Genomic DNA, 12,520 nt, shown 5'->3' on the forward strand with positions numbered 1-12,520 from the left:
ACAGGATCCTTTTTGCCTCCCACTTGCCAGGTTTGATCTCTTTTTGCTTCAGCTAGCTTCGTGAATGCCTCACAGGTGTGAGGCATTCACGAAGTGAAAATGGAGAATCAGGATGATTCGCAACCATGCGTCCTATCGACGCAGACGGCTGCGAGCCGGGGGGAGTACCCGCTGGATAGCGGGAAGCCTGTCTCTTGCCCTAGCTGTCACGCTCCTTGACGGGACGTACTCGGCGGCCCTCGCCGCACCGCAGGCGGCCAAGGAGGCGGAACACGCCGCCGCGACCCAGGCGGCGGACATCCCGTCGGCGCGCGTGGCCGCTCGTCTGTCCGGCAAGCGGGTCGAGGCGCTGTCCGAGCGCACCGAGACCTCGACGACCTGGGTGAACAAGGACGGCTCGCTCACCACGGAACTCGCTGCCGGGCCCGTTCGGTTCACGGACGAGGCCACGGGAGAGTGGCGTGAGGTCGACCTGGACCTCGTCCAGGGTGCCGACGGGGCTGTCAAGCCCAAGGCCCACCCGAGCGGGTTACGCCTGTCCGGCAAGTCCGGGACCCCGGCGAAATCGCTGAAGGCCGCTCAGCAGGCCGAAGCCACCGACCTGGTGACCCTGGGCGAGGGCGATCAGCAGATCACCCTGCAGTGGAAGGGCGGGCTGCCGCAGCCGAAGCTGGACGGTACGCGGGCGGAGTACGTCAACGCCGTACCGGGCGCGGACGTGGTCGTGGAGGCCACCCGGACCGGCTTCGAGCAGTTCGTCGAGCTCAAGCAGCGCCCCGAGGCAGGTGACTACTCCTACACCCTGCCGCTGAAGGCCAAGGGCCTGAAGGCGAAGCAACTGGCCGACGGCAGTGTGCTGTTCACCGACAAGAAGAACAAGAAGCGGGCTGTCATGCCCGCGCCAGTGATGTGGGACGCCGCCGTCGACGAGCGCTCCGGTGAGCACACCCGCAAGGCCAGGGTCGGCCTGAAGGTGGTCCAGAAGGGCGCCTCCGTCGACCTGGTGATCACCCCGGACGCCGACTTCCTCGCCGACCCGGACACCAAGTACCCGGTCACCATCGACCCGTCCACCTCCTCGCTGTCCAACGTCTTCGACACCTACGTGCAGCAGGGCGAGACCGTCGACTGGTCGGCCGACACCGAGCTGGACTTCGGCAACCCCGGCACCAAGAACGCCGACGGCACCCCGCGCACCGCGCAGACCTTCATCTCCTGGAACACCACACCCGTCCAGGACGCGCTGGTGCTGGACGCGAAGCTGTCGCTGTACAACTTCCACTCGGGCAACACCGACTGCAAGGCGTACCCGTGGGAGGTGTGGTCCTCCCCCGCCGCCTCCACCTCCAGCCGGTGGACCAACCGCCCGACGATGACGGCGAAGAAGGCCACCTCCACTGAGACCCGCGGCAACCCCTCGTGCACCAGCACCCAGCCCAAGGGCTGGATCAACGCCGACATCACCACACTGGTGCAGGAGTGGGCCTCCGCGAAGGCCACCCGCGGCCACATGGGCATCCGCGCCACCGACGAGTCGGTCGTGGCCCAGTGGAAGCGCGTCAACTCCGCCAACGCGGCCTCCAACCCGCCGAAGCTGGTGGTCAACTACAACTACCGGCCGCGCACGGGCACCAAGCAGGAGGCCGGCCCGCCGTACTTCTCCTACGGCGGCGACTACGTCGTCAACACCACCACGCCCACCCTGCGGGACACCTTCGTCGATCCCGACGGCGACAAGGTCAACGGCACCTTCCAGATCTTCGACTCCGCCACCAACGCCCAGGTCGGCAACGTCCTGGTGTCGAAGTACGTGGCATCGGGTCAGCCCGCCTCGGTGACCGTCCCTGCCGGGCTGCTCGCGGACGGGAAGACGTACAAGTTCCGCACCAGCCCGTACGACGGCACGCACTACAACACCGGCTGGTCGGCGTGGAAGACGTTCACCGTCGACACCAAGGCCCCGTCCGCCCCGACGAAGATCGTCTCCACGGACTACCCGTCGGACAAGTGGGTCAAGGGCACCGGCCAGGCCGGCACCTTCACCGTCACCCCGCCCGCCGGCACCGACCACAACTGGCTCGAGTGGTCGCTGGACGGCGTCACCTGGACCAAGGTCACCACGAGCGGCTCCAGCGCGAACAATGCCATCTCCATCGCCCCGCCCAAGGACGGCACCCACACCCTGCAGGTGCGGGCCGTGGACAAGGCCGACAACAAGTCCGAGGCGGCCGAGTACACCTTCCACGCGGGCCCCGGCGGCTTCGTCCAGCCCAACGACGGCGAACGCACCGCCCGCCGGCTCCCGCTCGTCGCAGAGGCCGAAGGCACCAAGTACAACGCGGTGTCCTTCTCCTGGCGGCGCTCCGAAGCCGACAAGTGGGTGGAGATCCCCAGCGGTCACGTGACCTCCGGCGGCACCCCGCTGACCGCCTGGCCCGTTTCGCTGACCAACGGCAAGAACGCCCCACTCGTCTGGAACGCCACCGACACCGTCGACCCCGACGGCTCGGTGCAGATCAAGGCCGACTTCACCGGACCGGGCAACGCCTCCGGCAGCACCGAGGCGCTGACCGTCGTCGTCGACCGCAACGCTGACGGCGCCGCCAGCCAGGGCGTGGGTCCTGGCACGGTGAACATGCTGACCGGCGACTTCGGCCTGTCGGCCACGGATGCCTCTGCGTTCGACATGTCCGTCACGCGTACCGCCTCGTCCCGTACGCCGGACAAGGGCGCCACGCAGGAGGGACAGGCGCCGATCTTCGGCAAGGAATGGGTGTCGGGTGCGACCGCCGAGCTGACGGACTCCGACTACTCCCACATCCGCAGGATCTCCGACACGGCCGTGGCCGTGGTCGACTCCGAAGGTGAGGAGACCCACTTCACCGCGAACGCGGCCCAGTCGGGCTGGATTCCGGAGCCGGGTTCGGAGGACCTGACCCTCAAGGGCAGCGTGAGCGGCAGCTTCACGCTCTCCGACACCGAGGGCACGGTCACGGAGTTCACCAAGCCCGATCCGACCGTGCCGACCTGGCAGGTCTCCAGCACCCTGCTGGACGGGCTGACCAACTCCACCACCACGGTGATCTCGCAGAAGACCACCTACAACGGCAAGGCCGTCGCCCGGCCCAAGTGGGTCATCGCACCCACCTCGGCCGCGACCGCCGCGGACTGCGCAGCCGATCCGGCCACCAAGGGCTGCCGGGTCCTGGAATACCTGTACCCGCTGACCACCACCGCCACGGACACCGCGTTCGGTGATGTGGTGGGCCGGGTCAAGTCCATCCGCCTGTGGGCCACCGAGCCCGGCGCGGCCAGCTCCAAGGTCCTCTCCATCCAGTCGTACGCCTACGACTCACAGGGGCGGCTGCGCGAGACCTGGAACCCGCGCATCTCTCCCGCACTCAAGACCACGTACGAGTACGACAGCGCGGGCCGCGTCATCCAGTTCGCCCCGCCCGGCGAACTGCCCTGGACCTTCACCTACGGCAAGGCGGGCAACGCCGCCACCGCCGGTGACGGCATGCTGCTCAAGGCCACCCGCGCCGGGCTGAAGCAGGGCACCGCCGATGTCGAGGAGGGCACGGCCGGCACCAGCATCGTCTACGACGTGCCGCTCACCGGCACCGCCGCCCCGAACAAGATGGGCGCCTCGGATGTGAAGGCATGGGGCCAGCTCGACGTGCCGACGGACGCGACCGCGGTCTTCCCGGCCGACGCCGTGCCGTCGTCGCACTCCGGCAGCTCGCTGACCGCAGCCGCCTACGAGCGGGCCGAGGTGCACTACCTGGGCGTATCCGGCCGTGAGGTCAACTCCGCCACCCCCGGCGGGCACATCTCCACCACCGAATACGACCGCTTCGGTAACACCGTCCGTGAACTGACCGCCGCCAACCGGGCCGTCGCCCTGGGACTGACCGCCGACGACAAGGCCACCCAGGCCGACCTCGGCATCACCCAGCTCACCGGCGCCGAGCGCGGCGACCTGCTGGCGACGCGCTCCGTCTACAACGAGAACGGAACCCGCGTACTGGAGGAGTTCGGCCCGCTGCGCAGGATCGACCTCACCGCCGATCTGAAGCAGGACACCACCTCGCTGGTCTCCGCGGGCACTTCGGCCACCGCCCGTACGTGGACGGTCAACGAGTACGACGAGGGCCGGCCCACGGACGGCACGGCCAAGGTCAAGGACCAGATCACCAAGGTCACCGTCGGCGCCCAGGTGCGCGAACACCCCTCCGTCCAGGGCGAGACCCGCATCACCCAGACCGTCTACGACTGGGTCAAGGGCCTGCCGACCAAGACGATCAAGGATCCGGGTGGTCTGGCGATCACCGAGACCACGGAGTACGACGCCCAGGGCCGCACCGTCAAACAGCTCCTGCCCGGCGCGACGGGCACGGACGCGGCGACCCGCGTGACCACGTACTGGTCCGCGACCGGAACCGGCGCCTGCACCGGCCGCCCGGAGTGGGCCGACCTGGTCTGCTCGGTCGGGCCCGCCGGCGCGATCACCGGTGGCGGCTCCAACCCGACGGAACTGCCGACCACCACCACCGAGTACGACTGGTGGGGCAACACGGCCAAGGTCACCGAGACAGCCAACGGCGTCACCCGTACGACGACCACGACGTACGACGCCGCGGCCCGGCCGATCAAGACGACCGTCACCGGCGGGCTCGGCCAGGCCGTACCGGAGGCCACCACCGAGTACGACCCGGACAACGGCAAGGTGGCCAAGACCACCTCGCCCACCGGCGGCACGATCACCAAGGCGTACGACAAGCTCGGCCGCCAGATCGCCTACACCGACGCGGACGGCGGCAGGACCACGACCGAGTACGACCTGCTCGACCGGCCGGTCAAGGCGACGGACACGGTGCCGTCGACGGTCACGTACACCTATGACACGGCTGTCGAGCCGCGTGGTCTGGCCACGAAGACCACCGACTCGATCGCCGGAACGTTCCAGGCGACGTACGACGCCGCCGGGGCCGTGGTGTCGGAGAAGCTGCCCGGCGGCTACACCGTCAAGCAGACGAAGGACCCCTCGGGTTCCGCCGTCGACCGTACGTACACCCGTGACAGCGATGGCACCATCGTCTACGCCGACACGGTGACCGAGTCCATCCACGGTCAGGTCACCAGCCACGCCGGCTGGTCCGACCAGACTTACGGCTACGACGTCACGGGCCGCCTCACCACGGTCGAGGACACCACCGAGACGGTCTGCACGCGTCGCAGCTACGCCTTCGACGCGCGCACCAACCGCAAGTCCCTGACCACGGCGACGGGCACGCCCGGCGCTGACTGCCCCACCAGTGGAGGCACCGCCGCCAATTCCACGTACGACAGCGCCGACCGGCTGGTGAACTCCGGGTACACCTACGACGCGTTCGGCCGTACGACCGCCCTGCCGGGCAGCACCATCGGCTACTACGCCAACGACCTGGCGTACCAGCAGGTCTCTGGCGGAAAGCGCCAGACCTGGCAGCTCGACGCGGCCCTGCGCTTCCGCTCGTGGAAGGTGGAGACAGGCAGCGGCTCGACGTGGACACAGACCGCGTCCAAGCTCAACCACTACGACGGCGACGGCGACAACCCGCGCTGGATCATGGAGGACACCGCCACGGGAGCCCTGACCCGCAACGTCGACGGGGCCTCCGGTGACCTGGCCGCGACCACCAGCAAGACCGGCGACACGGTGCTGCAGCTCACCACCATCCACGGCGATGTGGCACTCCAGCTCCCGCTGGACGCGGGCAAGGCCCCGATCGCCCTGGACGCGGACGAGTACGGCAACCCGCGGAGCGGCCAGGAACCCACCCGCTACAACTGGCTCGGCGCCAAGCAACGCTCGTCGGAGACCCTGACCGGCCTGGTCCTGATGGGCGTACGCCTCTACAACCCCGCCACCGGCCGCTTCCTCTCCCCCGACCCGGTCTACGGCGGCAACGCCAACGCCTACGACTACGTCCACGCCGATCCGCTCAACCGCTACGATCTCGACGGCAAGTGGAGCTGGAAAAAGGCATGGCGTAAGACCAAGAGCTTCGTCAAGCGCCACCGGGTGGGAATCGCTGCCGGCCTCGCTGGAGTCGGCTGCGGCGTGATCTCCATGGGAGTGGCCGGCGCGTTCTGTGCCGTGGCCGCCGGCGCGATCGCCGGTGGGGCCGCCAAGAAGCTGGGCAATCGCAGGGCCTCATGGGGTTCGGTCGGACGCGCGGCCATTTACGGCGCCGGAGTCGGATCGGCCGGATGGGGGCTCAGTGCGGGAGTGCGGTACGGGGCCGGCCGGGCCCTGGTCCGATGGGCCCCGCGCGGCGGCCGACACGCCCTGAGCCGCGTTTCGCACCGCAAATCACGGTCGTGGCGTTGGTGACCACCCACTGATGTAGAAGATTTACGCTGGCAGAACTGGCCGCCCGTTCGGGCGGCCAGTTCTGGGAACAGGAATTTACATGGCAAATCAAAAAAAGCGTACATCGCGGGCGCTTTTCGGGTCCGGCGTCATCGTTTTCGCACTGGGCATCACGGCAGCCGCTCTGTACGGACACAAGGACGGCGAGCGACTGTTTTTCTGCTCGGCAATCATCCTGGCCGTTGCCTGGCTGGTTGAGCGGGGGTCGGATGACTGATCACATGGGGCGCTTGGGCAAGACATTTCGGGCGATCGACCGCGCTCTAGGGGGTACACAACCCCCGGACAGGCCACAGCGGTTCGCCGCACGACATCCTCTGGTGGTCGGCCTCCTCGCCGGTCTTGCCTCTTTCCTGTTCGGCCTGGTCGTTTCCGACCACGACAGCGGGGTGTCCCTGCTCCCGATTTCACTCTTCGGGATCGCGATGGGAAGTATTTTCGCAGCGACCGGCTACGCGGAGCGGAAGCGCCAAGCCCGGCTGGAGCGAGCGCAGCCATGACGACCATCATCGACGTCGGCCCTCTCTGAACGGAGAATCCCAGATCATCCGAGCAGGCGACAGCGTCCGTTCGGCGTCAGCCGGGCGGACGGGCTTGGAGCGGTTGTGGGGCTCAGCCCACAGGTTCCACGGGGGTGAGGGTGATCTGGTGGCCGAGGGCCCGGAGTTGGCGGACGAAGGCCTGGGTCGTCGGGCCCGAGGTCTTCGAAGCGGGCGGCGGGATCGTTGACGATGAGGTGCGAACCTGGACGGATCGGCAGCCCGCTCACATAGGCGACCGCCGTCGCCCGCGGCTCCGACCGCTCGAAACACCCAGCGATCCGCAGCCCCAGACCTGCCAGCTCCACACCCCACAGCGCCGCCTGATACGAAGCCACCGCACGACGATCACTGCAGGCAGGATGACCCACGTGGCAAGTGCCGCCGCAGCACCAGGGAGACCCCACATGGCTGGCTGTTATCCGTACCGCATCGCGGCCAGGAGAGGGGACCTGACGCTGATCTGGCGGCCCGGAGGGGACGATGCCGCCGATGAGCTCGTCGTTGACGAAGCCGGAAGGCTCCTTGCGTTCCATGACCTCAAGACGCTGCAGGAATACTGTGATCGCAACGGCTGTGAGCTCGTCCGGGAGGGCGAAGGCACTCTCGATCTGGGCGTCGTACGGCGGTGGGTCGAGCACCCTGGCCTTGGCCCGGTCCCGGCAGGACTGCTGCTGGACGCGTGGAACTTCTTCGAAGACCTCTCCCACAGCCTGAAGGCCGACCCACCCCTTCCCTCCCAAGGACCGATCCACGACAGCGCCTACGAAAAGATCTTCGGCGTCGGAGCTCTCGAACCGACCGCCGGCGAGGGAGCCTGGACGGCTGAGGAGACCGCGGCCGTGCGCGAACTCCTCCGCGCGGGGCTGGACCTCTGGGAACAGGCCGTGCACAGGTCCAGCACCGGCTGATCGACTCTACGAGCCAGGAGTGAGCGACGCTCAACGGGGCCTCCACAGGTCGGCGCTCGGACCCTGCGGAAGGACGGCAACCCAGAACGCCGGGGGCGGGCTCGAATTCTTGGACACTTCCGGCTGGATTCACAGGCGCACGATGACCAGGGCGGTGTCGTCGGTGGCGTCACCGGGTGGAAGTAGGTCGTTGAGCACGGCGTCGGCGAGCGCTTCGGGGTCGTCCGCCTGGTGGCGGGCCAGGGAGTCGGCGAGCCGGGCGAGGCCGGTGTCGATGTCTTCGCCGCGGCGTTCGATCAGGCCGTCGGTGTAGAGCACGAGAACGGCGCCCTCGCGGAAGGCCGCGGCAGCCTGGATCCGGGGGGCGTGTTCAGGGCGGGCGGCCAGAGGCGGGTCGGTGGCCTGGTCCAGGAACTCGACGGTCCCGTCCCTCTGCAGGAGCCCGGGTGGGGGGTGGCCGGCGCTGCTGTAGGTGATGGTGCGGGTCTCCCAGTCGATGACTGCCGTGGCCACGGTGGTGTTCTCGGCACCGTCCACGGTGCGGGCGTACAACCCGAGGGCTTCCAGGGCGCGGGCGGGGCCTTCGGCGACGAGGGAGGTGGCGCTGAGGGCGCTGCGCAGTTGTCCCATGACACCGGCGGCGAGCAGGCCGTGGCCGACGACGTCGCCGACGGCAACGGCGATGCGATCGCCGGGCAGGTCGACCAGGTCGTACCAGTCGCCGGCCACGTTCAGTGCTTCGGCGGCGGGCCGGTAGCGTACGGCCGCCGGATGCCGACCGACCGGGCGAGGAGCGGGCAGCATGGCTTCTTGCAAGGTCAGCGCGACTTCACGGGCGCGGATGAGTTCGGTGACGTCCTCCACCCGGTGCAGCAGCAGCGCCACCCGTCCATCAGATCCGAACACGGGGACGTTGGTCATGCTCAAGTACCGCTCGTGCCACACTCCGGGCTGGTCGGGGTCCTCCCTGTCGTACCGCTGCAACGCCACGATGCTGCGCTCACCGGTGCCCGCCGCCTGGCGCAGTGACGCCAGGACTCTGAGCAGGAGAGGCTCGGCGGGGTCCTTTTCGGGGTGGTCCTCGGGCACGAAGCGACCGACCACCTGTTCGTGGGCAAGGCCCCGGATGCGCAAGAACTCCGCGTTGGCGTCCGCGTAGATCAGCTCCGGGGTCACCAGCGCCACCGCCCCGGGAAGGGCCTGGAACACCGCCGCGTAGTCGACCGCCGGTACCTTCATGACTTCCCTGCCTTGCCCCGCGGCTCCGTCTCTTTTCACGATACGAGCGGGGAGTCACAGCTCGCTCATGATGGTGCAGGCCCAAGGGCGGCTACAGACGAACCGTGATCGATTGGCATGCCCGGAGATCCTCGCCGACGACCTCGCCGAGGCGTGCGCCGCGGTCTGAGCACCGAACCACATTCGGCACGGGCAGGGCTCAGGCGATGCAGGACTCGCCGACCGGCGCAGAGACGGTGAGCCCGGCCGTCAGCAGGGGGAGAAATGCTCCTCCACCTCCTTCGTTGAGCTGGCTGCGCGGGCCATCGGCACGGACTGCAATTGCTGCCGACCACCCTCGGACGGCGCGGATACGCCCCGGCTCTGGCCGGCCAGTCGGGCTCCGCCCACGCCCTCCGACCTGCGGTTTTTCTGGCAGCTAGCGCCGCCGATGGACGCCTGGGGGAACAGGAGGGTGGAGCCGTCCTGAGATTCAGGACCCGGGACCCTACGCATTACGAGTTGTCCGATCTCGGTCCGGGCGCGGATGCCGTCGCCTCGCAGATCTGGACATCCCAGACCTGCGACGAACCCACGAACCTGTACAACACTTCCCGAGGCTGGTTCAACTGGAGTCCACTCGGCCCGTGATCGGATTCACCGGCGTGACATCGTGACGACGTGTGTCACACGCGAGTGGTGTGCTGGTCCAGGATGGCCCGAAGCCGGTCGAGGCCCCCGGCCTCATGCACGCCCCGCTTGGGCAGGACACCGAGGTACATGATGTTGGGGTCCCGGCTGAGCAGGACGAAGTGGCCGGCCGTCTCCCGGTAGCCCTGGAAGACGGACCACTTCTGGACCAACGTGCTGTGGTCGCTGCGGCAGGTGATCCCGGCCGCAGACACGGAGACGCGGTACTCGCCCTGCCATCCGATCAGCCGCTGCACGTGAGCGGCCTGTAGCCGTGGGTACCCCCACACCACCAGGACAACGAACAAGAACAGAACGGTCGAGACCACGTCGATACGCCCACGGCCCACGGCGGAGACCAGCCACTGCCCCACCCACAGTGCGAGGAACACGCTCCGCAGCAGCAGCCCCGTCCGCTTGATCCGCTCGCGGACCCGCAGGCCGGCCCGAGTGTCGGCAGGCTCGGGCCGGTACACCAACTGAACTGCGGTCTGCTCGTCCACGACATCGTCGGAGGCTTCCGCGCTGTTGTCAGTGCCTTCGGCCCCACGTCCTTCGGCCCTACGTCCTTCGGCCATGATCCCTCCCCGCTACGAAGATCCGCGGGATCTTACCGAACCTCAGTGCGGGAGCGGACGGCCACCGTGGCGGGGCACGGCTCGCACTCGACAGCGGTGACTGTCCCTGCGGTCCGCGCCGTCCGGCAGTTCCAACGTCCCCGCCGGTGGCCAAAGCGCGCAGGGATTGCTGCGAACCGATGTTGGCGTGGTACGCGCACAGGGCCTGCGGTACGGGCTGGCCGGCTCCGCCGTGGGCACGCCGGACCTGCAGATCCTCAACGGCACCGCCCGGTCCACGGCACCGACGTGGGCATCCGGCTCAGAACCCGTATGGGAGCTGCTCCGCGCCATCCCGCCTCGCAAAAAGGCTGCAAAGCCATCGATAGGGCCATAAGAAACGGCCGGCCGGCTTGGGCGTTCAACCTGACATGGCGCCCGGGTCTTCCGCCCGTCGATTGCCGGCTCAGCTCCGTGACTACGGCATCGCGCCGGCCGAGGCTCTCACGTCAGACCTCCACGGCCGTCCACCATCAGCCTCGTGAGCGCCACTCCTGTCGGTATTCGGGATGCCGGGCATGTGGCTGTGCGAGCACGGACAGCGCGCGGCTCAGGGCGGTGGCCTGGCCTTCCAGCCGGGCAGCGTCGACGAGCTCGGCCGTCGGCACAGTGACGCCCGCCGTCGTCATGTCCGTGATCTTCCGTGTGGCGCCAGCGGCCAGGATGGTCGCCCTTTCGCATGCGTCCACGATGGCCTGCTTGGCATTGACGTCGGCGACAACCGCCTGCCAGTTCTGCATGCGGAGTTCCATGGCTGTCCGGCGTCCTTCGGCGTATCGGGCCCGCAGAAAGTGGATGAGGTCGTCGATCAAGGCAGGTCCTTCGGCCCTACGTCCTTCGGCCATGATCCCTCCCCGCTACGAAGATCCGCGGGATCTTACCGAACCTCAGTGCGGGAGCGGACGGCCACCGTGGCGGGGCACGGCTCGCACTCGACAGCGGTGACTGTCCCTGCGGTCCGCGCCGTCCGGCAGTTCCAACGTCCCCGCCGGTGGCCAAAGCGCGCAGGGATTGCTGCGAACCGATGTTGGCGTGGTACGCGCACAGGGCCTGCGGTACGGGCTGGCCGGCTCCGCCGTGGGCACGCCGGACCTGCAGATCCTCAACGGCACCGCCCGGTCCACGGCACCGACGTGGGCATCCGGCTCAGAACCCGTATGGGAGCTGCTCCGCGCCATCCCGCCTCGCAAAAAGGCTGCAAAGCCATCGATAGGGCCATAAGAAACGGCCGGCCGGCTTGGGCGTTCAACCTGACATGGCGCCCGGGTCTTCCGCCCGTCGATTGCCGGCTCAGCTCCGTGACTACGGCATCGCGCCGGCCGAGGCTCTCACGTCAGACCTCCACGGCCGTCCACCATCAGCCTCGTGAGCGCCACTCCTGTCGGTATTCGGGATGCCGGGCATGTGGCTGTGCGAGCACGGACAGCGCGCGGCTCAGGGCGGTGGCCTGGCCTTCCAGCCGGGCAGCGTCGACGAGCTCGGCCGTCGGCACAGTGACGCCCGCCGTCGTCATGTCCGTGATCTTCCGTGTGGCGCCAGCGGCCAGGATGGTCGCCCTTTCGCATGCGTCCACGATGGCCTGCTTGGCATTGACGTCGGCGACAACCGCCTGCCAGTTCTGCATGCGGAGTTCCATGGCTGTCCGGCGTCCTTCGGCGTATCGGGCCCGCAGAAAGTGGATGAGGTCGTCGATCAAGGCAGTCCTTCGTGGCATGGCAAGCGGCGTGGCCAAGGATGGGCGGTACTGCCCTCGAGCCGCGCGCAGAGAGCCGGGGTACTGGGGTGCCCCGGCCTGCGGGGGCCGTGGTTCGGAACGACCCTGTCCAATTTTGCGCTATGGGGACAAGGCGTGTCACACAGGGACAATGAGCTCCTCGGCCGGCGCAGGAAGCTCGCGATTGCCGGGCACAGCGGAGGACGTGCTGATCAGGACGAACGAGAGGACGCAACCGGAGTAATGGAGCGCGAGTAGTTACGCGAGTGTCCCTCCGGCCGAGATCTCGACGACGGCCGAACGCTGACCCTCTGACGGCGGATCAAAAGTGACCCACTTGGTGATCTTCGTCTGACTCTGGCCTTGGTGATCAAGGTCAGGAGGGAAGGTGATCCTCGTGGAGGACTGGGCAG

Annotated in this window: 7 protein-coding genes; 3 read left to right on the forward strand and 4 right to left on the reverse strand. The window is 68.3% G+C overall.

Annotated elements, in window-relative coordinates:
- The first annotated feature begins 112 nt into the window (after positions 1-112).
- From ABZ818_RS05470 to ABZ818_RS05480, 3 genes are all read left to right on the forward strand, one after another.
- A complete protein-coding gene (locus tag ABZ818_RS05470) occupies positions 113-6,379 on the forward strand; it encodes a DNRLRE domain-containing protein (protein WP_361411150.1) in 6,267 nt (2,088 codons plus the stop codon).
- A 79-nt stretch (positions 6,380-6,458) separates the two neighbouring features.
- Positions 6,459-6,635 carry a hypothetical protein gene (locus ABZ818_RS05475; RefSeq protein ID WP_361411153.1) on the forward strand — a complete coding sequence of 59 codons (177 nt, stop codon included), beginning with the start codon at positions 6,459-6,461 and terminating at the stop codon, positions 6,633-6,635.
- A 693-nt stretch (positions 6,636-7,328) separates the two neighbouring features.
- Positions 7,329-7,868 carry a hypothetical protein gene (locus ABZ818_RS05480; protein WP_361411156.1) on the forward strand — a complete coding sequence of 180 codons (540 nt, stop codon included), beginning with the start codon at positions 7,329-7,331 and terminating at the stop codon, positions 7,866-7,868.
- Positions 7,869-7,997: 129 nt separating this feature from the next.
- Here ABZ818_RS05480 and ABZ818_RS05485 read toward each other — a convergent pair whose 3' ends face one another.
- The 4 genes from ABZ818_RS05485 to ABZ818_RS05500 form a co-directional block, all read right to left on the reverse strand.
- Positions 7,998-9,107, reverse strand: coding sequence for a SpoIIE family protein phosphatase (locus ABZ818_RS05485; protein WP_361411159.1), 1,110 nt, complete (start codon positions 9,105-9,107; stop codon positions 7,998-8,000).
- Positions 9,108-9,772: 665 nt separating this feature from the next.
- Positions 9,773-10,354, reverse strand: a complete 582-nt coding sequence (locus ABZ818_RS05490; RefSeq protein ID WP_361411162.1) for a YcxB family protein — start codon at positions 10,352-10,354, stop codon at positions 9,773-9,775.
- Between the two features lie 512 nt (positions 10,355-10,866).
- Complete coding sequence (locus ABZ818_RS05495; protein ID WP_361411165.1) at positions 10,867-11,205, reverse strand: DUF6221 family protein; 339 nt, start codon at positions 11,203-11,205, stop codon at positions 10,867-10,869.
- Positions 11,206-11,750: 545 nt separating this feature from the next.
- Positions 11,751-12,089: a DUF6221 family protein gene (locus ABZ818_RS05500; protein WP_361411165.1), complete on the reverse strand. Its 339-nt coding sequence runs from the start codon at positions 12,087-12,089 to the stop codon at positions 11,751-11,753.
- Between the last annotated feature and the right edge of the window lie 431 nt (positions 12,090-12,520).

Source organism: Streptomyces sp. NPDC047453 (genome assembly GCF_040643155.1).
Taxonomy (GTDB): Bacteria; Actinomycetota; Actinomycetes; order Streptomycetales; family Streptomycetaceae; genus Streptomyces.

What these genes read in the sequence shown, in the direction of transcription:
- ABZ818_RS05470 (WP_361411150.1), top strand. Translation starts at nt 113, where the DNA reads ATGATTCGCAACCATGCGTCCTATCGACGCAGACGGCTGCGAGCCGGG.
- ABZ818_RS05475 (WP_361411153.1), top strand. Translation starts at nt 6,459, where the DNA reads ATGGCAAATCAAAAAAAGCGTACATCGCGGGCGCTTTTCGGGTCCGGC.
- ABZ818_RS05485 (WP_361411159.1), bottom strand. Translation starts at nt 9,107, where the DNA reads ATGAAGGTACCGGCGGTCGACTACGCGGCGGTGTTCCAGGCCCTTCCC.
- ABZ818_RS05490 (WP_361411162.1), bottom strand. Translation starts at nt 10,354, where the DNA reads ATGGCCGAAGGACGTAGGGCCGAAGGACGTGGGGCCGAAGGCACTGAC.